Source organism: Stenotrophomonas sp. P2112, assembly GCF_041897515.1.
GTDB classification, from domain to species: domain Bacteria; phylum Pseudomonadota; class Gammaproteobacteria; order Xanthomonadales; family Xanthomonadaceae; genus Stenotrophomonas; species Stenotrophomonas sepilia.
The window spans coordinates 1791463-1817754 of the sequence record NZ_CP169216.1; the positions used below are offsets into that span (position 1 = coordinate 1791463).

20 protein-coding genes are annotated in these 26292 nt (G+C 65.8%); 11 read left to right on the top strand and 9 right to left on the bottom strand.

Annotated features, from left to right (window positions below; all coding sequences use genetic code 11):
- Nucleotides 1-161: 161 nt before the first annotated feature.
- The 3 genes from ACEPA4_RS08415 to ACEPA4_RS08425 are packed head-to-tail and all read left to right on the top strand — an operon-like array spanning nt 162 to nt 7908.
- Complete coding sequence (locus tag ACEPA4_RS08415; protein WP_049411461.1) at nt 162-1307, top strand: efflux RND transporter periplasmic adaptor subunit; 1146 nt, start codon at nt 162-164, stop codon at nt 1305-1307.
- Nucleotides 1304-4825, top strand: coding sequence for an efflux RND transporter permease subunit (locus ACEPA4_RS08420; protein ID WP_065185172.1), 3522 nt, complete (start codon nt 1304-1306; stop codon nt 4823-4825). Before ACEPA4_RS08415 ends, ACEPA4_RS08420 begins: the two co-directional genes overlap by 4 nt.
- Entirely contained in the window at nt 4822-7908 is a 3087-nt protein-coding gene (locus tag ACEPA4_RS08425; RefSeq protein WP_065185171.1) for an efflux RND transporter permease subunit, read from the top strand. The genes ACEPA4_RS08420 and ACEPA4_RS08425 overlap by 4 nt, the downstream gene beginning before the upstream one ends.
- Before the next feature lie 252 nt (nt 7909-8160).
- On the opposite strand, the gene ACEPA4_RS08430 is transcribed toward ACEPA4_RS08425, so the two are convergent.
- From ACEPA4_RS08430 to ykgO, 6 genes are all read right to left on the bottom strand, one after another.
- Entirely contained in the window at nt 8161-9381 is a 1221-nt protein-coding gene (locus ACEPA4_RS08430; RefSeq protein ID WP_088123866.1) for a TraB/GumN family protein, read from the bottom strand.
- A gap of 4 nt (nt 9382-9385) precedes the next feature.
- Nucleotides 9386-9916, bottom strand: coding sequence for a GNAT family N-acetyltransferase (locus ACEPA4_RS08435; protein WP_005416225.1), 531 nt, complete (start codon nt 9914-9916; stop codon nt 9386-9388).
- Between the two features lie 14 nt (nt 9917-9930).
- Entirely contained in the window at nt 9931-10818 is an 888-nt protein-coding gene (locus ACEPA4_RS08440) for a carbon-nitrogen hydrolase (RefSeq protein ID WP_005416226.1), read from the bottom strand.
- Between the two features lie 161 nt (nt 10819-10979).
- Nucleotides 10980-12017 carry an agmatine/peptidylarginine deiminase gene (locus tag ACEPA4_RS08445; protein WP_262089716.1) on the bottom strand — a complete coding sequence of 346 codons (1038 nt, stop codon included), beginning with the start codon at nt 12015-12017 and terminating at the stop codon, nt 10980-10982.
- A gap of 39 nt (nt 12018-12056) precedes the next feature.
- The gene (locus tag ACEPA4_RS08450; RefSeq protein ID WP_227837998.1) at nt 12057-12356 is read right to left on the bottom strand and encodes a hypothetical protein; all 300 of its coding nucleotides are present in this window, start codon (nt 12354-12356) and stop codon (nt 12057-12059) included.
- Between the two features lie 175 nt (nt 12357-12531).
- Nucleotides 12532-12657 (bottom strand): type B 50S ribosomal protein L36, encoded by a 126-nt coding sequence (gene ykgO, locus ACEPA4_RS08455; RefSeq protein ID WP_005409283.1) that lies wholly within the window; start codon nt 12655-12657, stop codon nt 12532-12534.
- 197 nt (nt 12658-12854) lie between these two features.
- On the opposite strand from ykgO, the gene cmk reads away from it, so the two are divergent.
- The 8 genes from cmk (at nt 12855) to galU (ending at nt 21141) form a co-directional block, all read left to right on the top strand.
- Nucleotides 12855-13532, top strand: coding sequence for a (d)CMP kinase (cmk, locus tag ACEPA4_RS08460; protein WP_262089715.1), 678 nt, complete (start codon nt 12855-12857; stop codon nt 13530-13532).
- A 198-nt stretch (nt 13533-13730) separates the two neighbouring features.
- A complete protein-coding gene (gene rpsA / locus ACEPA4_RS08465) occupies nt 13731-15416 on the top strand; it encodes a 30S ribosomal protein S1 (RefSeq protein WP_005416230.1) in 1686 nt (561 codons plus the stop codon).
- A gap of 87 nt (nt 15417-15503) precedes the next feature.
- Nucleotides 15504-15809, top strand: coding sequence for an integration host factor subunit beta (locus ACEPA4_RS08470; protein ID WP_005409286.1), 306 nt, complete (start codon nt 15504-15506; stop codon nt 15807-15809).
- A gap of 77 nt (nt 15810-15886) precedes the next feature.
- Complete coding sequence (locus tag ACEPA4_RS08475) at nt 15887-16171, top strand: lipopolysaccharide assembly protein LapA domain-containing protein (protein WP_005416231.1); 285 nt, start codon at nt 15887-15889, stop codon at nt 16169-16171.
- A 6-nt stretch (nt 16172-16177) separates the two neighbouring features.
- A complete protein-coding gene (gene lapB, locus ACEPA4_RS08480) occupies nt 16178-17356 on the top strand; it encodes a lipopolysaccharide assembly protein LapB (RefSeq protein WP_005416232.1) in 1179 nt (392 codons plus the stop codon).
- 3 nt (nt 17357-17359) lie between these two features.
- Nucleotides 17360-18349 (top strand): glycosyltransferase family 4 protein, encoded by a 990-nt coding sequence (locus tag ACEPA4_RS08485; RefSeq protein ID WP_164093589.1) that lies wholly within the window; start codon nt 17360-17362, stop codon nt 18347-18349.
- Nucleotides 18350-18352: 3 nt separating this feature from the next.
- Nucleotides 18353-20266, top strand: coding sequence for a nucleoside-diphosphate sugar epimerase/dehydratase (locus ACEPA4_RS08490; RefSeq protein WP_032954120.1), 1914 nt, complete (start codon nt 18353-18355; stop codon nt 20264-20266).
- The gene (gene galU / locus ACEPA4_RS08495) at nt 20263-21141 is read left to right on the top strand and encodes a UTP--glucose-1-phosphate uridylyltransferase GalU (RefSeq protein WP_032954121.1); all 879 of its coding nucleotides are present in this window, start codon (nt 20263-20265) and stop codon (nt 21139-21141) included. Before ACEPA4_RS08490 ends, galU begins: the two co-directional genes overlap by 4 nt.
- A gap of 472 nt (nt 21142-21613) precedes the next feature.
- Here the strand turns inward: galU and ACEPA4_RS08500 are convergent, their stop codons facing one another.
- From ACEPA4_RS08500 to ACEPA4_RS08510, 3 genes are all read right to left on the bottom strand, one after another.
- The gene (locus ACEPA4_RS08500) at nt 21614-22822 is read right to left on the bottom strand and encodes an acetyl-CoA C-acyltransferase (RefSeq protein ID WP_005416236.1); all 1209 of its coding nucleotides are present in this window, start codon (nt 22820-22822) and stop codon (nt 21614-21616) included.
- A 69-nt stretch (nt 22823-22891) separates the two neighbouring features.
- A complete protein-coding gene (locus ACEPA4_RS08505; protein ID WP_111201353.1) occupies nt 22892-25264 on the bottom strand; it encodes a 3-hydroxyacyl-CoA dehydrogenase/enoyl-CoA hydratase family protein in 2373 nt (790 codons plus the stop codon).
- Nucleotides 25265-25303: 39 nt separating this feature from the next.
- Nucleotides 25304-25957 carry a TetR/AcrR family transcriptional regulator gene (locus tag ACEPA4_RS08510; RefSeq protein ID WP_005416238.1) on the bottom strand — a complete coding sequence of 218 codons (654 nt, stop codon included), beginning with the start codon at nt 25955-25957 and terminating at the stop codon, nt 25304-25306.
- Nucleotides 25958-26292: the final 335 nt, after the last annotated feature.

Here is a 26292-nt window from a genome sequence, read left to right on the forward strand (position 1 = left end):
TACGGAACGACCCGAGTATAGCCTCAGGTTTCATCTAGCTGAAATGGGGGCGGGCCGACCAGCGGCGTGAAGACACCATGACCTTTGGGATATGGTGTTGCCGTGAAGTGGTGCATTACTTTGCTACCACACCTGTCCACGCATCCTCCAGGGACCTGACGATGTCGCACCCAACTTTCCTGTCCGGCCGTCGCAGCGGAATCTGCGCTGCCGCACTGCTGATCTCCACCTCCCTGCTGCTGGGCGGTTGCGCCGCAGGGCCCAATTCCGAAGCCAAGGCTGCCGAGACCAAGGAGGAGAAGAAGGTCGACGCCGTCCCGGTCGAAGTGGCGGTGGCCAGCCATCGTGCCGTCGCGGCCAGCTACACCGGTACCGCTGCACTGGAGCCACGCGCCGAGTCGCAGGTGGTCGCCAAGACCTCCGGCGTAGCCCTGGCGGTGCTGGTCGAGGAAGGGCAGCGGGTCACCGCCGGCCAGCCGCTGGTGCGGCTGGACCCGGATCGTGCACGCCTGGCCGTGGCGCAGAGCGAAGCGCAGATGCGCAAGCTGGAAAACAACTACCAGCGCGCACAGAAGCTGGTCGGCCAGCAGATGGTCAGCGCCGCCGATGTCGACCAGCTGCGCTACGACCTGGAGAACGTCCGTGCGCAGTACCGCCTGGCCACGCTGGAGCTGTCCTACACCACGGTCGTGGCACCGATCTCGGGTGTGATCGCCTCACGCTCGATCAAGACCGGCAACTTCGTGCAGATCAATACACCGATCTTCCGCATCGTCGACAACTCGCGGCTGGAGGCCACCCTCAACGTACCCGAACGTGAGCTGGCCACCCTGCGTGCCGGCCAGCCGGTGACGCTGGCGGCCGACGCACTTCCGGGCCAGAGCTTCACCGGCACCGTTGACCGCATCGCGCCGGTGGTGGACTCGGGCAGCGGCACGTTTCGCGTGGTCAGTGCCTTCGATGGCGCCGCCCACGCGCTGCAGCCCGGCATGTTCGGCCGCATCCGCATCGATTACGACCAGCGTGCCGATGCGCTGGTGGTGCCGCGCCTGGCGTTGCTCGATGACGGTGAACCTGCGGTGTTCCGCGTGCGCGAAGGCAAGGTCGCACGCGTTCCGGTCAAGCTGGGTTACGCCGAGGGCCCGTGGGTGGAGATCCGTGATGGCCTGGCGGCCGGTGATCAGGTGGTCACCGCCGGCAAGGTCGCCCTGCGCGACGGCACCACGGTGCAGGTGATTGCCGATCCGAAGGCGAAGGCGGTCGCGGCGGCCGCCAAGCCCGCAGACAAGGCCGGGAGCAAGCAATGACTGCCCCGGGCCACGACCACGGTGCCTCGCCGGCGAGCGACGGCGCCGCCGCCGGCATGCGCGGCGGCCTGGTGGAATTCGCCACGCGCCGCCGCGTGACCATCGCCATGTGCACGGTCACCCTGCTGCTGTTCGGCCTGATCGCGCTCGGCAACCTCAAGGTCAACCTGCTGCCCGACCTGAGCTACCCGACGCTGACCGTGCGCACCGAATACACCGGTGCGGCGCCGACCGAAATCGAAACCCTGATCACCCAGCCGGTTGAAGAAGCGGTGGGCGTGGTCAAGAACCTGCGCAAGCTGAAGTCGGTCTCGCGCACCGGCCAGAGCGATGTGGTGCTGGAGTTCGCCTGGGGCACCAACATGGACCAGGCCAGCCTGGAGGTGCGCGACAAGATGGAAGCGCTGAACCTGCCACTGGAGGCCAAGGCCCCGGTGCTGCTGCGCTTCAATCCGTCCACCGAGCCGATCATGCGCCTGGTGCTGTCCAACAAGGTCGCGCCGACCAGCGATGCCGATGCGGTCCGCGAGCTGACCGGCCTGCGCCGCTATGCCGATGAAGACCTGAAGAAGAAGCTGGAGCCGGTCACCGGCGTGGCAGCAGTGAAGGTGGGCGGTGGCCTGGAAGACGAGATCCAGGTCGACATCGACCAGCAGAAGCTGGCGCAGCTGAACCTGCCGATCGACACCGTCATCAAGCGTCTCAAGGACGAGAACATCAACATCTCCGGCGGCCGCCTGGAAGAGGGCTCCCAGCGCTTCCTGGTGCGTACCGTCAACCAGTTCGCTGACCTCGAGGAAATCCGCAACCTGCTGGTCACCACCCAGGCCGCCAACGGCAGCGCAGCGGATTCGGCGCTGCAGCAGATGTTCAACATCGCCGCGTCGACCGGTTCGGCTGCAGCCATCGCGGCGGCGTCGGCGGCACAGAGCGCATCATCCGGCGGCGGCTCCAGCGTGGTTGCCAATGGCGTGCCGGTACGCCTGAAGGACGTGGCCACGGTGCGGCAGGGCTACAAGGAGCGTGAAGCGATCATCCGCCTGGGCGGCAAGGAATCGGTCGAGCTGGCCATCTACAAGGAAGGCGACGCCAACACCGTGTCCACCGCCGAAGCGCTGCGCAAGCGCCTGGAGCAGATCAAGGGCACGTTCCCGTCCGATGTCGAGTTGACCACCATCGAGGACCAGTCGCGCTTCATCGAGCACGCCATCGCCGACGTCAAGAAGGACGCGGTGATCGGTGGCCTGCTGGCAATCCTGATCATCTTCCTGTTCCTGCGCGATGGCTGGAGCACGTTCGTGATCAGCCTGTCGTTGCCTGTATCGATCATCGCCACGTTCTTCTTCATGGGCCAGCTCGGCCTGAGCCTGAACGTGATGTCGCTGGGCGGCCTGGCCTTGGCCACCGGCCTGGTGGTGGATGACTCGATCGTGGTGCTGGAGAGCATCGCCAAGGCCCGCGAGCGTGGCCTGGGCATCCTGCAGGCGGCCATTGCCGGTACCCGCGAAGTGAGCATGGCGGTGGTTGCCTCAACCCTGACCACCATCGCCGTGTTCCTGCCGCTGGTGTTCGTCGACGGGATTGCCGGACAGCTGTTCCGCGACCAGGCGCTGACCGTGGCGATCGCCATCGCGATCTCGCTGCTGGTGTCGATGACCCTGATCCCGATGCTGAGCTCGCTGAAGGGGCGGCCACCGCTGGCGTTCCCGGAAGAGGCGCCGAACGAAGCGTGGCAGCCGCAGAAGCGCTGGCAGAAGCCGGTCGCGCTGGGCCGCCGTGGCGTGGTTGCCAGCGTGCGCTGGAGCTTCTATGCGCTGGCGTGGCTTGTCGTGCGCGTGTGGCGTGGCGTGGTGGCAGTGGTCGGCCCGGTGATGCGCAAGGCCAGCGACCTGGCGATGAAGCCCTATGCAGGCGCCGAGCGAGGCTACCTGCGCCTGCTGCCGAGTGCGCTGGCGCATCCCGGCAAGGTGCTGGGCGTGGCAGCCATCATCTTCGTGGCGACCATGGCGCTGGTACCGATGCTTGGCGCGGACCTGATTCCGCAGCTGGCGCAGGACCGGTTCGAAATGACGGTGAAGCTGCCGGCCGGCACGCCGCTGAAGCAGACCGATGCGCTGGTGCGCGAGCTGCAGCTGGCGCACGGCAAGGGGGAGGGCGTGGCCTCGCTGTATGGCGTCAGTGGCAGCGGCACCCGGCTGGATGCCAGTCCGACCGAAAGCGGCGAGAACATCGGCAAGCTGACTGTGGTGATGGAAGGCGGTGGCAACGCGCGCACTGAAGCGGCAATCACCGAACGCCTGCGCGGCACCATGAGCCAGCACCCGGGCGCCCAGGTCGACTTCGCGAGGCCGGCGTTGTTCAGCTTCTCCACGCCGTTGGAAATCGAACTGCGCGGGCAGGACATGGCGACCCTGGAAGTGGCCGGCCAGCGCTTGGCGGCGATGCTGCGCGGCAATGCGCACTACGCCGACGTGAAGTCGACGGTGGAAGAGGGCTTCCCGGAAATCCAGATCCGCTTCGACCAGGAGCGCGCGGGTGCGCTGGGCCTGACCACCCGCCAGATCGCCGACGTGGTGGTGAAGAAGGTGCGCGGCGACGTCGCCACCCGCTACAGCTTCCGTGATCGCAAGATCGACGTGCTGGTGCGTGCCCAGGAAGGTGACCGCGCCAGCGTCGAGAGCATCCGCCGGCTGATCGTCAATCCGGGCAGCACCCGCCCGGTCACCCTGGACGCGGTGGCCGACGTGGTCGCCACCACCGGCCCCAGCGAGATCCATCGTGCCGACCAGACCCGGGTGGCGGTGGTATCGGCCAACCTGCGCGACATCGACCTCGGCGCAGCCATGCGCGAAGTGCAGCAGATGGTGGCCGAGCAGCCGCTGGGTGCGGGCGTTGGCCTGCACATCGGTGGCCAGGGCGAGGAGCTGGCGCAGGCGGCGAAGTCGCTGATCTTCGCCTTTGGTTTGGCGATCTTCCTGGTCTACCTGGTGATGGCCTCGCAGTTCGAGTCGCTGCTGCACCCGTTCGTGATCCTGTTCACCATCCCGCTGGCGCTGGTCGGCGCGATCCTGGCGCTGATGCTGACCGGCAAGCCCATCTCGGTGGTGGTGTTCATCGGCTTGATCCTGCTGGTCGGCCTGGTCACCAAGAACGCGATCATCCTGATCGACAAGGTCAACCAGCTGCGCGAAGCCGGCGTGGCCAAGCATGAGGCGCTGGTGGAAGGTGCGCGCTCGCGCCTGCGCCCGATCATCATGACCACGCTGTGCACGCTGTTCGGCTTCCTGCCGCTGGCGGTGGCCATGGGCGAGGGCGCCGAAGTGCGTGCACCGATGGCGATCACCGTGATCGGTGGCCTGCTGGTGTCGACGCTGCTGACGCTGCTGGTGATCCCGGTGGTGTACGACCTGATGGATCGTCGCGGCGACGCCTATTACCGTGAGCGCGGCCGCAAGCATGCCGGTGAAGGCCTGCATGGCGACGAGGGCGGCACGGCGGGTGTGGAGGAGCCGGCATGAGCGTTGCCGAGTTCTCCATCCGCCGCCCGGTCACTACCATCATGTGCTTCGTGTCGCTGGTGGTGATCGGCCTGATCGCTTCGTTCCGCCTGCCGTTGGAGGCGCTGCCGGACATCTCCGCGCCGTTCCTGTTCGTGCAGATCCCGTACACCGGTTCGACGCCCGAGGAAGTGGAGCGGACCATCATCCGCCCGGTCGAGGAGTCGCTGGCGACGATGACCGGCATCAAACGCATGCGCTCATCGGCCACCTCCGAGGCGGCGCTGATCTACATCGAGTTCAGCGACTGGGACCGCGACATCGCCATTGCCGCGTCCGACGCGCGCGAGCGTATCGATGCGATCCGCAGCGACCTGCCCGACGACCTGCAGCGCTACAACGTGTTCAAGTGGTCCAGCAGTGACCAGCCGGTACTGAAGGTGCGCCTGGCCAGCACCACCGACCTGACCACTGCCTATGACATGCTCGACCGTGAGTTCAAGCGGCGCATCGAGCGCATCCCGGGTGTGGCCCGCGTCGATATCACCGGTGCACCGCCGAACGAGGTGGAGATCGCCATCGATCCGAACCGGCTCAACGCGCATGGGTTGAGCATCAACGAGCTGAGCGAGCGCCTGCGCACGCTGAACTTCTCGATCTCGGCCGGTCAGATCGACGACAACGGCCAGCGCGTGCGCGTGCAGCCGGTGGGCGAGATCACCGACCTGCAGGAAATGCGCGACCTGGTGATCAACGCCAAGGGCCTGCGCCTGGGCGATATCGCCGACGTGCGCCTGAAGCCGGCGCGGATGAACTACGGGCGCCGTCTGGACGGCAACCCGGCGGTGGGCCTGGATATCTTCAAGGAGCGCAGTGCCAACCTGGTGGACGTCTCGCGTGCGGCGCTGGCCGAAGTCGAGGCGATCCGCGCGCAGCCGTCGATGCGCGACGTGCAGATCAAGGTGATCGACAACCAGGGCAAGGCAGTGACCTCGTCACTGCTGGAGCTGGCCGAAGCCGGTGCGGTCGGCCTGATCCTGTCGGTGACGGTGCTGTTCTTCTTCCTGCGCCATTGGCCGTCGACGCTGATGGTGACCCTGGCCATTCCGATCTGCTTCACCATCACCCTGGGCTTCATGTACTTCGTCGGGGTGACGCTGAACATCCTGACCATGATGGGCCTGCTGCTGGCCGTGGGCATGCTGGTCGACAACGCCGTGGTGGTGGTGGAGAGCATCTACCAGGAGCGCGAGCGCATGCCGGGGCAGCCACGGCTGGCCTCGATCATCGGCACCCGCAACGTGGCCATCGCGCTCAGCGCCGGTACGCTGTGCCACTGCATCGTGTTCGTGCCGAACCTGTTCGGCGAGACCAACAACATCAGCATCTTCATGGCGCAGATCGCGATCACCATCTCGGTCTCGCTGCTGGCCTCGTGGCTGGTCGCGGTCAGCCTGATTCCGATGCTGTCCGCACGCATGGCCACACCCAAGCTGGTGCACTCGCAGACCGGCCTGATCGCGCGCCTGCAACGGCGCTATGCACAGCTGCTGGACTGGTCACTGCATCACCGCGGTTGGAGCCTGCTCGGCATCCTGCTGGTGGTGCTGGTCAGCCTGGTGCCGATGAAGCTGACCAAGGTCGACATGTTCGGTGGCGAGGGCGGCAAGGACATCTTCATCGGCTACATGTGGAAGGGCGCCTACACCTACCGGCAGATGTCCGAGGAAGTGGCGCGCGTGGAGAGCTGGATCGACCAGAACCGCGAGCGCCTGCACGTGAAGCAGGTGTACTCCTGGTACAGCGAGCAGGAAGGCAGCTCCACGGTGGTCACCCTGGACGAGAAGTACGCCAAGGACATCAAGGCGCTGCAGGAAGAGTTGCGCAAGGGCCTGCCGAAGTCCGCCCGCACCGACTATTTCGTCGGCAACCAGGGCGGCGATGGCGGGGGTGGCGGCAACCAGGGCGTGCAGGTGCAGCTGGTGGGCGATTCCAGCTCGATGCTGCAGGAGATCGGCCAGGAAGTGGTGCCGTTGCTGGCGCAGCGTGCCGAACTGCGGGACGTGCGCATCGACAACGGCGAGAAGGGCGGCGAGCTGAAGGTACGCGTCGACCGTGAGCGTGCCGCAGCGTTCGGTTTCAACGCCGAACAGGTGGCCAGCTTCGTCGGCCTGGCGCTGCGCGGCGCACCGATGCGCGAGTTCCGTCGCGGTGACAATGAAGTGCCGGTGTGGGTGCGCTTTGCCGGCGCCGAGCAGAGCAGCCCGGAAGACCTGGCCGGTTTCAGCGTGCGTACCGGCGATGGCCGCAGCGTGCCGCTGCTGAGCCTGGTCACCGTGGACGTTGGTTCGTCGGCCACCCAGATCGGCCGTACCAATCGTCAGACGACATTGACCATCAAGGCCAACCTGGCCGGGAAGGTCACCGCACCGGACGGGCGCAAGGCGATAGAGGCCGTGCTCAAGCCGATGAACTTCCCGGCCGGCTACGGCTTCACCTTCGATGGCGGCGACTACGGCAACGATGATGAAGCCATGCAGCAGATGGTGTTCAACCTGCTGATCGCGCTGGTGATGATCTACGTGGTGATGGCGGCGGTTTTCGAGTCGCTGCTGTTCCCGGCGGCAATCATGAGTGGCGTGCTGTTCTCGATCTTCGGCGTGTTCTGGCTGTTCTGGATCACCGGCACCTCGTTCGGGATCATGTCCTTCATTGGCATCCTGGTGCTGATGGGCGTGGTGGTGAACAACGGAATCGTGATGATCGAGCACATCAACAACCTTCGGCGCAGCGGCATGGGCCGTACCCAGGCGCTGGTGGAAGGCTCACGCGAACGCCTGCGCCCGATCATGATGACCATGGGCACGGCGATCCTGGCGATGGTGCCGATCTCGCTGACCGACACGCAGATGTTCGGCAATGGCCCGGAGTACTCGCCGATGGCGCGCGCGATTGCCGGCGGCCTGGCGTTCTCGACCGTGGTCAGCCTGCTGTTCCTGCCGACGATCTACGCGGTGCTCGATGACCTGCGCAATGCCGTGACGCGGCTGATCCGTCGCGCGCGTGGAGTGGAGATGGTAGAGCCGGGCGCTGCCCGGCTGTAATGCACGTCAACGTGTTGTGGTGTGGGGGAGGCCGGTCGTAGTGGGGCGGCCTCCCCCTTTTTTTGCTCGCCGAGTCTGCTTGCCTCTGTAGAGCCGAAGGCAGCGGCAGGAGCCGCTGCCAACGTCGCTTGCGACGGCCCGGAGGGTGTCGGCCAGGACGGCCGGCATAGCCATGCTCGGCTGCTGTTCGCCGCGTTGCGGCATCGCCCGGGCATGGGCTCGGGCGCTACAGATTCTGTGGCCGGTTGAGGCTTACCCCGCCACCTTGCCCCACACCTTGAAGGTGGTCAGCCACAGGCCAAGCATGCTGCCGATGTTGGTCAGCATGAAGGTCAGCACCACGCGGGTAACGCGATTGCGGTACCAGCCCTTCAGGCTCTGCGCGTCGTCGCGCAGCTTCAGGAAGTCCTCGTAGGCTGGCTTGCGCACACGCGCTTCCACCAGTGCCGAGAAGGCGCCGGTCGGGATGCTCAGGCGGAACGGCTTGAACGGGGCCACCGCGATCGCGGTGAGGATGCTCAGCGGGTGACCGCCGGCCAGCAGGCAGCCCAGGCCGGCCAGGCCGCCGGTATACATCGCCCAGGTTGCCAGCAGCTCGGTGCCTACGCCCAGGCCGCCGCGGTAGAAGCCTACGCCGATGCCGGTCGCCACGATCGCCAGGATGCCCAGCGTGAACCACGGGATGTTGCGCTTCTTCGGCACCGCCTCCAGCTCGGCGCGCAGCGGCGCCGGTGCCTCGGTGTCGGTTTCCAGGTGGCGTGCCAGACCCGCCAGGTGGCCGGCTCCGACCACTGCCAGCACTTCGCGCTGGCGCGGGTCGTGTTCTTCGCGCAGGCGGGTGGCCATGTAGCGGTCGCGCTCGCCGATGATGGTTTCGTACAGCGCCGGGCTCTCGCTGGCGAACTCACCGAAGCTCGATTCCAGCATGTCGCCCTGCTTGAGCTTCTCGATCTCGTTCTCGCCCACTTCCTCGGACGAGAACAGGCCGGCGCCGAGGCCGGCAACCAGCTTCAGCTTGCCGAAGAAGCCCAGCCGTTGCGACGCGCGGCGGAAGGTCAGGCCGACCTCGCGGTCGATCAGGTGCACCGGCAGGTTGCGTTCGCGGGCGAGTTCCACCGCACGTTTCAGCTCGGCGCCGGGCTCGATGTCGAGTTGCTCGGCCAGGCGGCGCTGATAGGCGGACAGAGCGAGGTTGGCGGCGAACAGGGCGACGCGGCCCTTGCGGATCACCTCGACCAGGTCGAGCTTGGCGAGCGTGTCAGGGTCGCTCAGCGCCTGCAGGCGCTGCGGGTCCAGCTCGACGGCAACGGCATCGAAGCGGCCGCTGTCGATGGCTTTTTCAACGGCCTCGACGCTGGCGCGGGAGACGTGGGCGGTGCCCAGCAGGGTGTAGCGCACGCCGTCGCGTTCGACGACGCGCACCGGCTGGCCGGCGAACAGGTCGTCGCCGGTCTCGGGAAGGGTTTCGGTCATGGGTTCATTCATTGGAGGGTGCGGTGTCGGCGCCATCGCCGAGCGCGCGCTGCATCTGTACGGTGTCCAGCCAGCGGCCATGCTTGCGGCCGAGGCCACGGAACACGCCCACCAGCTCGAAGCCGAAGCGTTCGTGCAGCTTGATCGAGGCGGTGTTGGTCGGTTCGCCGATCACCGCCACCATCTGCCGGTAGCCACGTGCCACGCAGGCGTCGATCAAGGCCTGCAGCAGGCCGGTGCCGACACCCTTGCCCTGGAACGCGGCATCGACGTAGACCGAGTTCTCCACGGTCCACTGGTAGGCAATGCGGGTGCGATAGGTGTTGGCATAGGCATAGCCAGCCACCTGGCCGTCGATCTCGGCGACCAGGTAGGGGAAGCCACGATCAATGATGTCGCGCATGCGGCGCAGCATCTCGGTCGCGTCCGGGATGTCGTACTCGTAGGTGTTGACGAAATCGGTCACTTCCACCGCGTAGATGGCGGTGATCGCGTCGATGTCGGCCGGGCCGGCATCACGGATGAGGACGGCCATGCGCGGGCTCCGGCTCAGTCGATGTAGCGCTTGAGCAGGTCGCCGTATGCATCGATGCGGCGATCACGCAGGAACGGCCAGATGCGGCGCACATGCTCGCTGCGCTGCAGGTCGACGTCGCACAGCAGCACGGTGGCCTCGGTGCCGGCCTCGGCCAGGAACTCGCCCTGCGGGCCGAGCACGTGGCTGTTGCCCCAGAACTGGATGCCCGACGCGCCCAGCGGCGACGCCTCGTGGCCGACGCGGTTGCAGCTCAGCACCGGCAGGCCGTTGGCCACGGCGTGGCCACGGTGGCTCAGCACCCAGGCGTCGCGCTGGCGGGTCTTCTCGTCCTGCACGTCGTCCGGGTCCCAGCCGATCGCGGTCGGGTACAGCAGCAGCTCGGCGCCGGCCAGCGCCATCAGGCGCGCCGCTTCCGGGTACCACTGGTCCCAGCACACCAGCACGCCAAGGCGACCCACCGACGTATCGATCGGCTTGAAGCCGATGTCGCCCGGGGTGAAGTAGAACTTCTCGTAGAAGCCCGGGTCGTCCGGGATGTGCATCTTGCGGTACTTGCCGAGCAGGCTGCCGTCCTTCTCGAACACCACGGCGGTGTTGTGGTACAGGCCGGCAGCGCGGCGCTCGAACAGCGAGCCGACCAGCACCACGCCATGCTTCTTCGCCAGTGCGCCCAGGCGCTCGGTGCTCGGGCCCGGAATGGATTCGGCCAGGTCGAATTCGTCCACCGATTCGTGCTGGCAGAAATACGGGCCGTTGTGCAGTTCCTGCAGCAGCACCAGCTTGGCACCCTGCGCAGCCGCCTCGGCCACGCGTGCTTCGATCACCGCCAGGTTGGCGGCGGCATCACCGTGGTTGCGCTCCTGGATCAGGGCGACGGTAAGGGGGCTGCGCGAGTTCATGCGGGCGTTCCTGCGGGGGAAAACCTGCATGTTAGCGCGGATGGGCGGCGACGGCGTGTTGCGCGCTGAATGGGTGATGGTAGTGCCGGCCGCTGGCCGGCATCCCCATCAATCCGTCAGGCATTGCCTGGTTGCCGGCCAGCGGCCGGCACTCCCTTTTCTCAGACCTTCAACAACCCGGCCGGCAGCTGCATGGTGATGCAGTGCAGGCTGCCGTTCTGCCAGATCAGCGAGCGGCAAGGCACCTGCACGATCTCGCGACCCGGATGCGCCTGGGCCAGCACATCACGGGCCAGGTCGTCGGCCGGGTCGCCATAGGCCGGCATCAGCACCGCGCCGTTGACGATCAGGTAGTTGGCGTACGACGCAGCAAGACGGCGGCCTTCGTCCATCACCGGCCGCGCCCACGGCAGCGGGAACAGGCGATACGGCTGGCCGTCCTTGGTGCGCAGCGCGGCCAGCTCGTTGCCCATCGCCTGCAGCTCGGCGTAGTGCGAATCGCTCTCGTCGTCGCAGGCCTGATAGACGATGCTGTCAGCGGAGGCGAAGCGGGCGAGGGTATCGATGTGGGCGTCGGTGTCGTCGCCTTCCAGGTAGCCGTGGTCCAGCCACAGCACGCGGTCCTGCTGCAGCCAGTCGGCCAGGTCGGCGCTCAGGCTGGCGCGGTCGCGGTCCGGGTGGCGTTCGTGCAGGCACTTCCAGGTGGTCAGCAGGGTGCCTTCGCCGTCGGTCTCGATGCCACCGCCTTCCAACGCGAACGGAATGCTGCGTACCGGGGCGTCGTTGAACACGCCAGCCTGGTCGAGCACGCCCACCAGCTGGTCATCCAGGGTGGCGTCGAACTTGCCGCCCCAGCCAGTGAATCGGAAGTCCAGCAGCTGGAAACCGCCGTCGGCGCGACGCAGGGTGATCGGGCCGGAGTCGCGCAGCCAGGTATCGTCGTAGGCGGCCGTGGTGAAGTGGACCTTGTCCATGTCGATGCGGTTGGAGCGCAGCCGCATTTCGGCATAGGTCTCCACATCGTCGTCGGCCACGCAGATCAGCACCGGCTGGAAGCGGGTGATGGCCGCGACCAGGGCGATGTAGGTCTCTTCCACCTGGCCCAGGCGGTCGGCCCAGTCGGTGTCGGCGGTAGGCCAGGCAATCAGGACGCCGCTCTGGGCTTCCCACTCGGCAGGAAAACGAAGGGTCTGGTTCATGGTCTCGCTACACAGGCCCGCCCAGGGCGGGTAAAGGGATCAACGGATCGGTGGTTTCGGGCCGATTTCGTTCGGGTCCGCCTGGTTGGCCACCACGTCGATCACCTTCTGCTTCTCGAAGTAGACGGTGAACTGCGGGTACACCCAGCGGTTGATGGTCGGCCATTGCCGCTTCTGCCCGCCACGCGGCTGCAGTTGTTCGCTGGGCGCGCCGAACTGCGCCTGCACCTGCTGCATGCTCTGGCCGCGCACGGGCAGGGCACCGGCCGGCTTCTCGCGGGCACGGTCGACAAGCAGGGTATCGGCCAGTGCCGGTGTGGCGGCGGCCAGGGTGGCCATCACGGCCAGGGCGGACAGGTAACGCTTCATCTCGATCTACTCCCCAGTGGTCAAGAAAGGCGATTACAGCAAAAACGGCAGGAAAAAGCCGCATAAACAAAAAACCGCCCGAAGGCGGTTTCTTGCATCGGGTCGGCCCCGCGTAGGGCCAGCCGCAGCCGGAAGGCTGTGAGGCTTAGCGCTGACGCGCCTTGAAACGCGGGTTCGACTTGCAGATGACGAAGATCTTGCCACGACGACGCACGACCTTGCAGTCACGGTGACGGGCCTTCGCCGACTTCAGGGAGGACAGGACTTTCATGGCATACCTCGGCGTAAACAGTAGTTGTTCGGGTGGAGCGTGGCCGCGATATGCGAAAGACAATCGGCAGTTGACGCTCGTTCAAGCCCGCCATTCTACCGGGCTTTTCCTCATGGTTTCAAGTGGTTGCACAAAAGATCCCGCTGGGGGCGTCTGGCAGGGGCTAGAATGGCCTCTTCACACGCTCTGGGACCCCCATGAATCCACTCGCTCCCGTCCTGACCATCGACGGCCCATCCGGGGCCGGCAAGGGTACCATCAGCCGCATCATCGCGCGCAGGATGGGCTGGCATTACCTGGATTCGGGCGCGCTGTACCGGGCGGTGGGCGTGGCCGCAAGCTGGGCCGACATCGACACCTCCGACGCCTCCGCGCTGGTCCGCTGCACCTTCGACACCCACGTTCAGTTTGTCGAGCAGGGCGATGCCATGCGGGTCATGGTCAACGGCACCGATGCCACCGAAGAGCTGCGCCTGGAGACCACCGGGGCGCTGGCCTCGGCCATTGCCGCCATCCCGGAGGTCCGGGCCGCCCTGAAGGAGCGCCAGCGCGCATTCAGGGAGCTGCCGGGCCTGGTCGCCGACGGCCGCGACATGGGCACGGTGATCTTTCCGGACGCCCCCTACAAGGTCTTCCTGACCGCCAGTGCCGAGGAGCGCGCCGAGCGCCGGCATAAGCAGTTGAAAGACAAGGGGGTTTCTGTTAACTTTGATGACCTCCTGCGCGAGATCATGGCCCGCGACGCCCGTGATGCTCAGCGTACCGTGGCGCCCCTGAAGCCGGCAGACGATGCTGTCCTCATCGACACCACAGGCATCGGCATCGATGATGTCGTTGCCCGAGTGATGGATCTGCTTCCGGTTCCGGCTGCCTGATCCGTTCGCGCGGGAGCACTGCCAGTCGCATCGGCAGTGGTCGCGCATAGCAGTGCTGTACCCGCTCCGTCGCGCAATGATGCGTGGCGGTTTTCCTACTACACACGACCTGCGTTTCCGGGGTCGACCAACAGGCGGGCGGTCGCCATTCCCCTGAAGGGGACGCCACCGACCCATGTGTCCAACAGAGTAAATCTAATGACCGAATCATTTGCCGAACTGTTTGAAGCCAGCCAGGCCAACCTGGCCAAGCTGAAGCCGGGCGCCATCGTCAGCGGTACCGTTGTTGAAGTCCGCGGCGACGTCGTGGTGATCAACGCTGGCCTGAAGTCCGAAGGCATCGTGCCGATCGAACAGTTCCGTAACGACGCTGGCGAAATCGACGTCGCCGAAGGCGATATCGTCAAGGTCGCCCTCGACTCGATCGAGAACGGCTTCGGCGAAACCGTCCTGTCGCGCGAGAAGGCCAAGCGCGCGATGGTGTGGGACGAGCTGGAAGAAGCGTTGGAAAAGAACGAAACCATCACCGGCCGCATCAGCGGCAAGGTCAAGGGTGGTTTCACCGTGGACATCAAGGATGTCCGCGCCTTCCTGCCGGGTTCCCTGGTCGATGTGCGCCCGGTGCGCGATCCGGCCTACCTGGAAGGCAAGGAACTCGAGTTCAAGCTCATCAAGCTGGACCGCAAGCGTAACAACGTCGTGGTCTCGCGCCGCGCTGTCGTCGAAAGCGAGCACTCGGAAGAGCGCGAGCAGCTGATGGACAAGCTGCAGGAAGGCGCGATCCTGAAGGGTGTCGTCAAGAACCTGACCGATTACGGCGCGTTCGTGGACCTGGGCGGTATCGACGGTCTGCTGCACATCACCGACATGGCGTGGAAGCGCGTGCGTCACCCGTCGGAAGTCGTGAACGTCGGCGACGAGCTGGACGTCCGCGTGCTGAAGTTCGACCGCGAGCGCAACCGCGTTTCGCTGGGCCTGAAGCAGCTGGGCGAGGATCCGTGGGACAACATCGGCCGTCGTTACCCGGCCAACAGCCGCGTCTTCGGCAAGGTCTCCAACGTCACCGATTACGGTGCGTTCGTTGAGATCGAGCCGGGCGTCGAAGGCCTGGTGCACGTCTCCGAGATGGATTGGACCAACAAGAACGTCAACCCGTCCAAGGTTGTCCAGGTGGGTGATGAAGTCGAAGTGATGGTGCTGGACGTCGATGAAGAGCGTCGCCGCATCTCGCTGGGCATGAAGCAGGTTGCCGCCAATCCGTGGGAAACCTTCGCTGCCACCCACAAGAAGGGTGACAAGGTGTCGGGCCAGATCAAGTCGATCACCGACTTCGGCATCTTCATCGGCCTGGACGGCGGCATCGACGGCCTGGTCCACCTGTCCGACATCAGCTGGAACACCACCGGCGAAGACGTCGTTCGCAACTTCAAGAAGGGCGATACCCTGGACGCCGTCGTCCTGGCCGTCGATCCGGAGCGCGAGCGCATCTCCCTGGGCGTGAAGCAGCTGGAGCAGGATCCGTTCGGCCAGTACATGGCTGCCAATCCGAAGGGTTCCAAGGTCGAAGGCGTGGTGAAGGAAGTCGACGCCAAGGGCGCGATCATCGAGCTGGCTGACGGCATCGAAGGTTACGTCTCGGCCCGCGACATCGCCAACGAGCGCGTTGACGACGCCACCCAGCACCTGAAGGTCGGCGACAAGGTCGAAGCCAAGTTCGTGGGCATGGACCGCAAGGGCCGTACCCTGCAGCTGTCGATCAAGGCCAAGGACGACGCTGAAATGCGCGAAGTGCTGGAGGAATACCAGTCCTCTTCGGCTTCCAGCGGCACCACCCAGCTGGGCGCGCTGCTGCGTGCACAGCTGAACGGCAACAAGTCCGAGTAATCGGCCTTAGGCTGTTCGTTGTTTCCTGGACGGCCCGGGCATTGCCCGGGCCGTTTCAGGCTGAGATGCCCCTGATGTGAGCCGGTAATGACCAAATCCGAACTGATCGAAATCCTTGCGCGCCGCCAGGCGCACCTGAAGGCCGATGATGTCGATCTGGCGGTGAAGTCGTTGCTGGAAATGATGGGCGGATCGCTGTCCGCCGGGGATCGCATCGAAATCCGTGGATTTGGCAGCTTCTCGCTGCACTATCGTCCGCCGCGCCTGGGTCGCAACCCGAAGACCGGCGAATCGGTTGCCCTGCCGGGCAAGCATGTCCCCCATTTCAAGCCGGGCAAGGAACTGCGCGAGCGGGTCAGCAGTGTGCTGCCGCTGGACGCCGATCCGGCCTGAGCCTGCCGTCGCGCCACCGCGTGCGAATCCAGCCGCGAGTCGGATAAGCTACGGACTCCTGCCACTGGAGCTGTCGCATGAAGGTTTTTCGTCTGCTGGTCCTGCTGGCGGTGCTGATCCTTGGATTGATCATCGGTGCGGTCAACATGACCGCAATGTCGATCAACCTGCTGTTTACCCAACTGCACACTTCGGTGGGCGTGGCCCTGATTGCCGCGCTGCTGGTCGGTGTCGTGGTCGGTGCCGGGCTGGTGCTGGTGAGCGTGGTCATTCCGCTCTACGGCCAGCTGCGTCGCGCCAACAAGTCCGCTGCCGCTTCGCCGGCACCGGTTGCTTCCCCCCAATCTTTTGATGGACGTTGATCGAAGATGGATTTCGTCACCGAGTGGTTCTGGTTCTTCCTGTTCGTACCGCTGGCCGCACTGGCCGGGTGGGTGATCGGGCGGCGTGGTGGCCAACGCCACGGTGACAGCCAGGTCAGCCGCCTGTCGAGCACCTATTTCCGTGGCCTGAACTACCTGCTCAACGAGCAGCCGGACAAGGCCATCGAGCTGTTCCTGCACATCGCCGAGCTGGACAAGGAAACCTTCGAGACCCAGGTCGCGCTGGGCCATCTGTTCCGCCGTCGTGGCGAAGTCGACCGCGCCATCCGCCTGCACCAGGGCCTGGTCAATCGCCATGACCTGAGTGACGCACAGCGCGTGCAGGCCCTGCTGGCCCTGGGCGAGGACTACATGAAGTCCGGCCTGCTGGATCGTGCCGAGACCGTGTTCACCGAGCTGGCCCAGCTGGATCAGCGCGCACCGCAGGCGCTCAAGCACCTGATCGGCATCTACCAGGCCGAGCGCGACTGGGAAAAGGCCATCGACAACGCCACCCGGTTCGAGGATGTCACCGGCGAGCCGATGGGCAAGCTGATCGGGCAGTTCGAGTGCGAACTGGCCGAGCGATTCCGTGGCGCCGGCAAGCTGGAAGAGGCGAGGGCAGCGATCGCCCGCGCCTACCAGGCCGATGCGATGTCGGTGCGCGCCGGCATCATCGAGGGCCGGTTGGAAACCGACGCGGGCAATCCTGAGGCCGCCGTGCGCGCCTTCGAGCGCGCCGCGCGCAACGACCCCGAATACCTGCCGGAACTGCTGCCGGCGTTGATGCAGAACTATCGCAAGGTGGGCGATCTGGCAGGTGCGCGCGCGTTCCTGTCGGAGATGACAGAGCATTACCGTGGCATTGCCCCGGTGCTGGCGCTGACCCGGTTGATGGAAGAGCAGGAAGGCGTGGCCCCGGCGCGTGCCTACCTCGGCCGCCAGCTGAAGGATCGCCCGTCGGTGCGTGGCGAGTCCGCGCTGATCGACCTCACCCTGGCCGAGGGCGCCGATTCCACAGCCACCCTGCATGACCTCAAGCACATCACTGACCAGTTGCTGGTGCGCAACCCGGCCTATCGCTGCACCCGCTGCGGTTTCGGGGCGCGTACCCACCACTGGCAGTGTCCGAGCTGCAAGGAGTGGGGGACGGTCAAGCCGCTGCTGAACTACGCGGTGCTCTGATCCATGCCCTGGCTTGTGATGGGCGCGCTGCTGTCGCTCGCCCTGCTGAGTGCGGTGCTGACCTGGGCGGCACGCGGCTATGCGCTGCGCCAGCAGTTGATGGACCAGCCCGGCGAACGCCGCAGCCATAGCGTCGCTACACCGCGCGGTGGCGGCATCGCCATCGTCATCAGCCTGCTGGTGACTGCAGCCGTGGCCATCTGGGCCTGGCCCGAGAGCACGCCGACAGTACTGGTGGCCAGCCTTGGGCTGGTGCTGGTGGCCGGTATCGGCTGGTGGGACGACCACAAGCCCCTGCCAGCGATGCGTCGCCTGCTGGTGCATTTCATCGCCGCGACGCTGCTGGCCGGCCTGGTGAAGGTGAATGGCGGCAGCTGGCTGTTGGCGGCGCTGGTGCTGCTGTTCACCGCCTCACTGATCAACATCTGGAATTTCATGGACGGCATCAACGGCATTGCCGCCAGCCAGGCCGTCGTGGCGATGCTGGGGCTGGCGCCGGTGCTGCCGTGGCCGTACTCGCTGGCTGCCGTGGCCCTGGGCCTGGCCTGCCTTGGATTCCTGCCGTTCAACTTCCCTCGGGCCCGGATCTTCATGGGCGATGTCGGTAGTGGAGCGCTGGGGTATGCGGTCGCAGCGGTGCTGGCACTCGCCAGCGTGCGTACCGATATCAACTGGATCCTGCTGCTGGTCCCGGTTTCGCCGTTCCTCGTGGACGCGGGCTTCACACTGCTGGCGCGCATCATTTCAGGACAACGCTGGATGGAACCCCACACCCAGCACGTCTACCAGCGCGCGGTGCAGGCAGGAGCCAGTCACCCCCAGGTGACAGGGATGTACTTTGCTTTGGGCCTGTTCAGTATTACAGTGTTCAATGTCTGCTCCAATTTGCAGCCGAGGTGGGAGGCTGCCGTGGCGATCGCGTGGTTCACCGCGCTGAGCGTCCTCTGGCTCCTCCTGCGCAATGGAATGCGCTACCGACAAGGAAATACCTGACTTATGGCTTCACCCTGGCGGGACAGAATCCTCGGCCTGATGCCGCGTTCGGCCATCGTCTGCCACGACCTTTTCATGGTCTGGGCATGCTGGCAGTTGCTCCATGCAGGGCGTTACTCGATCCTGCCCAACGCTCCGGCGCTGCCCCTGTGGAACGTCGATACCACCCTGGTCCTGCTGCTGCAGGGCCTGGTGTTCTGGCGCGTGGGCCTGTATCGCGGGCTGTGGCGGTTCGCCAGCGTCAGCGACCTGCTGAACATCTTCAAGGCCAGCTTCATCGGCATGGTCGCCATCGTCCTGGTGCTGATGTGGAAGCGCTTCGACGGCGTGCCGATGTCGGTGCTGGTGATCTACCCGTTCGCGCTGTCGGCCCTGCTGGGCGCACCGCGCCTGCTGTACCGGGCCTGGAAGGACTATCAGGCCCTGCAGTCCGATTCCAGCGCCCGCCGCGTGCTGATCCTCGGCGCCGGCCAGGCGGCGGAAACACTGGTGCGCGACCTGCGTCGTTCCGGCAACTTCGAGCCGGTCGGCCTGCTCGACGATGCACCGCACCTGCGGGGTGCCAAGCTGCAGGGCCTGCCGATCCTCGGCACCCTGGATGACGCCCCGACAGTGGTCCGCGAGACCGCTGCCAAGCTGCTGGTCATTGCCATGCCGTCACTGGACGCCGCAGGCATGCAGCGTGTTGTCGCGATCTGCGAAAGCACCGGCGTTCCGTTCCGTACCGTGCCCAAGCTCAGCGACATCCTGCAGGGCCAGTCGCTGCCGGGCCAGCTGAAGGAAGTGGCGATCGAGGATCTGCTGGGCCGCAAGCCGATCATGCCGGACTGGAACCTGATCCGCGGCTGGTTGGGTGGGCGCACTGTGATGGTCACCGGCGCCGGTGGTTCGATCGGCTCGGAGCTTTGTCGCCAGTGCGCGCGGCACGGTGCAGGTCGCATCATCCTGCTGGAGATCAGCGAGCTGCTGCTGCTGACCATCGAGGGCGAGCTGCGGCGCAGCTTCCCCGATGTCGAGATCGAGGCGGTGCTGGGCGACTGCGGTGACCCGGCGGTGATTCGCCATGCGTTGTCGCTGCACCCGGTCGATACCGCTTTCCATGCGGCCGCCTACAAGCACGTGCCGGTGCTGGAGCGCCAGCTGCGCGAAGCGGTGCGCAACAACATCCTGGCGACCGAAAACGTCGCCCGCGCGTGCCTGGAAGCCCGCGTGGAGCATTTCGTGTTCATTTCCACGGACAAGGCGGTCGACCCGGTCAATGCGCTGGGTGCGAGCAAGCGCTACGCCGAGATGATCTGCCAGAGCCTGGACCAGAAGTCCACGCACACCCGTTTCGTCACGGTGCGTTTCGGCAACGTGCTGGCGTCGGCCGGCAGCGTGGTGCCGCTGTTCCGCGAGCAGATCCTGCGCGGTGGTCCGGTCACGGTCACCGACCCGGAAGTCAGCCGTTACTTCATGACCATCCCCGAGGCCTGCCAGCTGATCCTGCAGGCGGCCGCGTCGGCGTCGCATGGTGCGATCTACACTCTGGACATGGGCGAGCCGGTGCCGATCCGCGTGCTGGCCGAACAGATGATCCGTTTGACCGGCAAGCAGCCGTACAAGGACATCCAGATCATCTATACCGGCCTGCGCCCGGGCGAGAAGCTGCACGAGACGCTGTTCTATTCGGACGAAGACTACCGTTCGACCGCGCACCCGAAGATTCTCGAGGCCGGCGTGCGTACGTTCTCGCGCGACCTGGTGCTGGGCAACGTTCCGCGCCTGCGTGAGGCGATTGCCAGCTACGACACTGCCAGCATCCAGGAAATCCTGTTTGCGACGATGCCGGAATTCTCGCCAATCGAACAGGATGCTTACATTTCATCCGCTAAAGTCGTGCCCTTTCCGGCACGTGAGGCGAACAGGCACCAATGAGCAAGCGAATTCGCAAGGCAGTTTTCCCGGTGGCAGGACTGGGAACGCGTTTTTTGCCAGCAACCAAGACTGTGCCGAAGGAGATGCTGCCGATCATTGATCGGCCGCTGATCCAGTACGCCGTTGATGAAGCCATCGAAGCCGGCTGCGACACGCTGGTGTTCATCACCAACCGCTACAAGCACGCGGTTGCCGATTATTTCGACAAGGCCTACGAGCTGGAGCAGAAGCTCGAGCGCGCCGGCAAGCAGGAGCAGCTGGAGCTGATCCGGCATGTGCTGCCCAACGGCGTGCGCGCGATCTTCGTGACCCAGGCCGAGGCGCTGGGCCTGGGGCACGCAGTGCTGTGTGCCAAGGCTGTGATCGGTGACGAGCCGTTCGCGGTGCTGCTGCCCGACGATCTGATCTGGAATCGCGGTGCCGGTGCGCTGAAGCAGATGGCCGACCTCAATGAGGCCAGCGGTGCCAGCGTGATCGCGGTCGAAGACGTGCCGCACGAAAAGACCGCCAGCTACGGCATCGTCGCCACTGAGGCGTTCGATGGCCGCAAGGGCCGCATTTCGCAGATCGTCGAGAAGCCGAAGCCGGAGGACGCGCCGAGTGACCTGGCGGTGGTCGGCCGCTACGTGCTGAGCCCGAAGATCTTCGAACTGCTGGAACAGACCCAGACCGGTGCCGGCGGCGAGATCCAGCTGACCGATGCGATTGCCGAGCTGCTGAAGACCGAAGAAGTCGATGCCTATCGTTTCGAGGGCACCCGCTTCGACTGCGGTACGCACCTGGGTCTGGTGGAGGCGACGATCCGCTTCGCGCTGGACAACCCGAAGCTGGCCGGCCCGGCGCGGGAGAAGCTGGCGGCGATGCTGGCGGAATAAGGGATTTATCAAGCGCTCCGTCAGCGCTTTGATTGATACATGGGGGAGGGGGCGGATGGCCCTCTCCAAAACACGCCAAAGCCCTTCCATGGTGCTCGATGGCGCCATCCATGGCGCCAACGGTTTTGGAGAGGGCCATCCGCCCCCTCTCGACAGTTTCCTGCGGGCGCGGACGGGAAGGGCGGAATCAAAGGCAGAAGCAAAGCAAAAAGGCAGCCAATGGCTGCCTTTTTTGCTTGTTGGGGTCAGATCCCTTTGCGCAGCAAAGGGATCTGACCCCGGCCTTTGACCCTGCCTTTGCTCATCCCTCCGCCGCGGGGAGGCTGGAAGGGCCGGGTTGGCAGGGCTGCCCGGGACCGTTGGCGCCATGGATGGCGCCATCGAGCCCCCATGGAAGGGTTCACGGCGTGTCCCGGGCAGCCCTGCCAACCCGACCCACGCCATGAAGCCCAACGAGGCAACGCTTTGAACCTTACAGCGCCTCGAAAATACCCGCCGCGCCCATGCCGGTGCCGATGCACATCGTCACCATGCCGTACTTCTGCTGGCGACGACGCAGGCCGTGCAGCAGGGTGGCGGTACGGATCGCGCCGGTCGCGCCCAGCGGATGGCCCAGGGCGATCGCGCCGCCCAGCGGGTTGACCTTGCTCGGGTCCAGGCCGCAATCGCGGATCACTGCCAGCGATTGCGCGGCGAAGGCTTCGTTCAGTTCAATCCAGTCCAGCTGGTCCTGGGTCAGGCCGGCCTGCTTCAGGGCCTTCGGGATCGCGGCGATCGGGCCGATGCCCATCACTTCCGGGCGCACGCCGGCCACCGAGAAGCTGACGAAACGCGCCAGCGGGGTCAGGCCGTAATCCTTGATCGCCTGCTCCGAGGCCAGCAGCACGGCACCGGCGCCATCGCTCATCTGCGACGAGTTGCCGGCGGTGACGGTGCCGCCGAACTGGCCGTTGCGGAATACCGGGCGCAGCTTGGCCAGGCCTTCAGCGGAGGAGTCCGGGCGCGGGCCTTCGTCGGTGTCGGCCACCTTGTTGCGGGTGATGATGCGCTGGCCGTCGGCCAGGTCCGGCAGGTGCGAGACGATCTCGTACGGGCTGATTTCGTCCTTGAACTCGCCGTTCTGGATCGCGGCCATGGCCTTCTGGTGCGAGGCCAGGGCGAACGCGTCCTGGTCTTCGCGCGAGACCTTCCACTCTTCGGCCACCTTCTCGGCGGTGATGCCCATGCCGTAGGCGATGGCGACGTGGTCGTTGTCGAACACGCTCGGTGCCATGGCGATCTTGTTGCCCATCATTGGCACCATCGACATCGACTCGGTGCCGCCGGCCAGCATCAGGTCGGCGTTGCCCAGGCGGATCGCGTCGGCGGCCTGCGCCACGGCCTGCAGGCCAGAGGAGCAGAAGCGGTTCACGGTCTGCGCGGCGATGGTGTTCGGCAGGCCGGCCAGCAGCACGCCGATGCGCGCCACGTTCATGCCCTGCTCGGCTTCCGGCATGGCGCAGCCGATGATGGCGTCATCGATGCGGTTGACGTCCACGCCCGGGGCCTGGGCGACGACGCTGCGCAGCACGTGCGCAAGCATGTCGTCGGGGCGGGTGTTGCGGAACATGCCCTTGGGCGCCTTGCCAACCGGGGTACGGGTGGCGGCGACGATGTAGGCGTCCTGGATTTGCTTGGTCATTGCAATGATCTCTTGAATAGGGGTTGGAAGAGGTTGCCGGCCAGCGGCCGGCACTACCGATGTCTTCCGTCAGTTCCGCAGCGGCTTGCCGGTCTTCAGCATGTGCGCGATGCGGGCCTGGGTCTTTTCCTGCTGGGCCAGTTCGACGAAGTGCTTGCGCTCCAGGGTCAGCAGCCACTCTTCGTCAACCAGGGTGCCGCGGTCGACCTTGCCGCCGCACAGCACGGTGGCGATGCGCTCGGCGATCTCGTAGTCGTACGGGCTGATGAAGCGGCCTTCCAGCATGTTGACCAGCATCATCTTGAAGGTGGCGATACCCACGTCACCGGCCACCTGGATGCGGCGTGCCGGCAGCGGCGGACGGTAGCCCGCTTCGGCCAGGGCGCGAGCTTCGGCCTTGGCGATGTGCAGCGCTTCGTAGCTGTTGAACACCACCTTGTCGGTGCTGCGCAGCAGGCCCAGTTCCTTGGCGTTGACCGCCGAGTTGGACACCTTGGCCATCGCTACGGTCTCGAAGGTCTTCTTCAGTTCGGCGAATACATCACCGCCCGGGCCTGCGGCCTGCGAGGCGCGCACGGCCAGTTCCTTCAGGCCACCGCCGGCCGGCAGCAGGCCGACGCCGGCCTCGACCAGGCCGATGTAGCTTTCCAGGAAGGCCACGGTCTTGGCGCTGTGCATCTGGAACTCGCAGCCACCACCCAGCGCCAGGCCACGCACGGCGGCAACCACCGGCACCAGCGAGTACTTGATGCGCTGGCTGGTGCGCTGGAAGTTGGCAACCATTTCTTCGAACTGGTCGACCTTGCCGGCCTGCAGCAGGCCCAGTGCACCGGCCAGATCGGCACCGGCAGAGAAGGGCTCCTTCTGCTGCCAGATCACCAGGCCCTGGAAGTCCTTCTCGGCGCGGCTGACGCATTCCTGCAGGCCGTCCAGCACCTGGTCGGACACGGTGTTCATCTTGGTCTTGAAGCTGACCACGGCAATGCCATCACCGTCGTGCCACATGCGCAGGCCGTCGTTCTCGAACACGGTCTCGCCCGGCGCGAACTTCTCGCCCAACAGCGGATCCGGGAAGCGCTGGCGCTGGTACACCGGCAGCGACGAACGCGGCAGCTTGGCGTTGCGCGACGGGCTGTAGCTGCCTTCGGCGGCATGCACGCCGTCGCGGCCATCGAACACCCAGTCCGGCAGCGGGGCGTTGCTCATGCTCTTGCCGGCCACGATGTCATCGGCGATCCACTGTGCCACCTGCTTCCAGCCGGCGGCCTGCCAGGTCTCGAACGGGCCCAGCGACCAGCCGTAGCCCCAGCGGATGGCCAGGTCGACGTCGCGCGCGGTCTCGGCGATGTCGGCCAGATGGTAGGCGCTGTAGTGGAACAGATCGCGGAAGGTCGCCCACAGGAACTGCGCCTGCGGGTGCTGGCTCTCGCGCAGCTTGGCGAACTTCTCGGCCGGATTTTTGATCTTCAGGATCTCGACCACTTCCGGCGCGGCAGCGCGATCAGCCGGGCGGTAGTCCTGCTTCTCCAGGTCCAGTACGACGATGTCCTTGCCGACCTTGCGGAAGATGCCGGCGCCGGTCTTCTGGCCCAGCGCGCCCTTGGAAATCAGCGCATCCAGCCACTTCGGCGACTTGAAGAACTCATGCCACGGATCATTCGGCAGGGTGTCGCCCATCGTCTTGATGACGTGCGCCATGGTGTCCAGGCCGACCACGTCGGAGGTGCGGTAGGTGGCCGACTTCGGGCGGCCGACCAGCGGGCCGGTCAGGCCGTCCACTTCGTCGAAGCCCAGGCCGAACTGCTGGGTGTGGTGGATGGTGGACAGAATCGAGAACACGCCGATGCGGTTGCCGATGAAGTTCGGGGTGTCCTTGGCGTACACCACGCCCTTGCCCAGGGTGGTGACCAGGAAAGCTTCCAGGCCTTCCAGCACGGCGTCGTCGGTGGTGGTGGCCGGGATCAGCTCGGCCAGGTGCATGTAGCGCGGCGGGTTGAAGAAGTGCACGCCGCAGAAGCGGTGCCGCAGCTGTTCGGGCAGCACGTCGGCCAGCTTGTTGATGCCCAGGCCGGAGGTGTTGGAGGCCAGCACCGCGTGGTCGGCCACGAACGGGGCGATCTTCTTGTACAGGTCCTGCTTCCAGTCCATGCGCTCGGCGATGGCCTCGATGATCAGGTCGCAGTCCTTCAGCTGCTCCAGGCCGGACTCGTAGTTGGCCGGGGTGATGGCTTCGGCAAGCGACTTGCTGGCCAGCGGCGCGGGACTCAGCTTGCCCAGGTTGGCGATCGCCTTCAGCACGATGCCGTCGGCCGGACCTTCCTTCGCAGGCAGGTCGAACAGCACGGTGTCGACGCCAGCGTTGGTGAGGTGGGCGGCGATCTGGGCACCCATGACGCCGGCACCCAGCACGGCGGCGCGGCGGACTAGCAGGGAATTGGACATGGTGTAGGGCCTTTGTTGGTCAGCAGTTACTGGGTGGAATCAAACGGAAGCAGGCAGGGCGCTGGCGCGTGCGGCGGCGCGGAACCCGGCTTCGGCGAAATGGATCAGTTCGTGGGCGGCATGGGCACGATGCGCCGCTTCGGTGACACCGGCGGGACGCTTGATCAGCCCGAAATCGGCCATGGCATAGGTGAGCGAGCCGGCAAGGAAGTCCAGGCGCCAGTACAGCTCTTCCTTGCTCAGGTCCGGCACGCACTCGCCGATGGCCTTGCCGAACGCACGCAGCACGTGGCCGTAGTGGTCGGACAGGAACTTGCGCAGGTTGTCGTTCTTCTCGGCGTAGGCGCGGGCGATCACGCGCACGAAGGCGCCGCCGTTCTGGCGGTCCTGGGCCAGCGCCAGCGCCGGCTCGACGAAGGCGGCCAGCACCGGGCGCAGTTCGCCCGGGTGCTCGGCGCGGGCACGTTCGAGCTGTGACAGGCGGGCGCCGGTCATCTCGTCCATGCGGCGGCGGAACACCTCGTTGACCAGGTTTTCCTTGGAGCCGAAGTGGTAGTTGACCGCAGCGATGTTGACATCGGCCTGGCTGGTCACCTGGCGCAGCGAGGTGCCGGCGAAGCCGTGCTGGGCGAACAGCTCCTCGGCCGCGCCGAGGATCCGGTCCTTGGTCGAGAAGTGGGCGGGTTTGGCCATCGGCGGGCGGACCTTAATCAAACGATTGTTTGATACTAGGACCAGACGGTAGCGTATGGCATTTTGCAGTGCAGCAAAACTGCCCGGGCCGGTCAGATTTCACTCAGGTGGGTGAATGCGATGGGGTGGGGTCGGATCCCCGAATGGGGCTCCGACCACCAACGGTGGGCCCCGGAATGGGTCAGAGCCCCTGCGGGAATCCGACCCTTGGCCGCGACGGGGTTGCCGGCCGGCGGCCGGCACTACCATGCCGCGGCTTTATCTTTTACAATTCGCCTACGTTTATCAGGCTAAGCCCGCGTCCCGACGCGGGTTTTTTTCATGTTACCCTTCGG

Coding starts and splice junctions, on each gene's coding strand:
- ACEPA4_RS08470 (WP_005409286.1), top strand. CDS start 15,504: ATGACCAAATCCGAACTGATCGAAATCCTTGCGCGCCGCCAGGCGCAC.
- ACEPA4_RS08415 (WP_049411461.1), top strand. CDS start 162: ATGTCGCACCCAACTTTCCTGTCCGGCCGTCGCAGCGGAATCTGCGCT.
- ACEPA4_RS08450 (WP_227837998.1), bottom strand. CDS start 12,356: ATGGCCACCCTGGCCGCCGCCACACCGGCACTGGCCGATACCCTGCTT.
- ACEPA4_RS08445 (WP_262089716.1), bottom strand. CDS start 12,017: ATGAACCAGACCCTTCGTTTTCCTGCCGAGTGGGAAGCCCAGAGCGGC.
- ACEPA4_RS08475 (WP_005416231.1), top strand. CDS start 15,887: ATGAAGGTTTTTCGTCTGCTGGTCCTGCTGGCGGTGCTGATCCTTGGA.
- ACEPA4_RS08430 (WP_088123866.1), bottom strand. CDS start 9,381: ATGACCGAAACCCTTCCCGAGACCGGCGACGACCTGTTCGCCGGCCAG.
- ykgO (WP_005409283.1), bottom strand. CDS start 12,657: ATGAAAGTCCTGTCCTCCCTGAAGTCGGCGAAGGCCCGTCACCGTGAC.
- ACEPA4_RS08485 (WP_164093589.1), top strand. CDS start 17,360: ATGCCCTGGCTTGTGATGGGCGCGCTGCTGTCGCTCGCCCTGCTGAGT.
- ACEPA4_RS08510 (WP_005416238.1), bottom strand. CDS start 25,957: ATGGCCAAACCCGCCCACTTCTCGACCAAGGACCGGATCCTCGGCGCG.
- galU (WP_032954121.1), top strand. CDS start 20,263: ATGAGCAAGCGAATTCGCAAGGCAGTTTTCCCGGTGGCAGGACTGGGA.
- cmk (WP_262089715.1), top strand. CDS start 12,855: ATGAATCCACTCGCTCCCGTCCTGACCATCGACGGCCCATCCGGGGCC.
- ACEPA4_RS08440 (WP_005416226.1), bottom strand. CDS start 10,818: ATGAACTCGCGCAGCCCCCTTACCGTCGCCCTGATCCAGGAGCGCAAC.
- ACEPA4_RS08420 (WP_065185172.1), top strand. CDS start 1,304: ATGACTGCCCCGGGCCACGACCACGGTGCCTCGCCGGCGAGCGACGGC.
- ACEPA4_RS08500 (WP_005416236.1), bottom strand. CDS start 22,822: ATGACCAAGCAAATCCAGGACGCCTACATCGTCGCCGCCACCCGTACC.
- ACEPA4_RS08425 (WP_065185171.1), top strand. CDS start 4,822: ATGAGCGTTGCCGAGTTCTCCATCCGCCGCCCGGTCACTACCATCATG.
- ACEPA4_RS08490 (WP_032954120.1), top strand. CDS start 18,353: ATGGCTTCACCCTGGCGGGACAGAATCCTCGGCCTGATGCCGCGTTCG.
- ACEPA4_RS08505 (WP_111201353.1), bottom strand. CDS start 25,264: ATGTCCAATTCCCTGCTAGTCCGCCGCGCCGCCGTGCTGGGTGCCGGC.
- rpsA (WP_005416230.1), top strand. CDS start 13,731: ATGACCGAATCATTTGCCGAACTGTTTGAAGCCAGCCAGGCCAACCTG.
- lapB (WP_005416232.1), top strand. CDS start 16,178: ATGGATTTCGTCACCGAGTGGTTCTGGTTCTTCCTGTTCGTACCGCTG.
- ACEPA4_RS08435 (WP_005416225.1), bottom strand. CDS start 9,916: ATGGCCGTCCTCATCCGTGATGCCGGCCCGGCCGACATCGACGCGATC.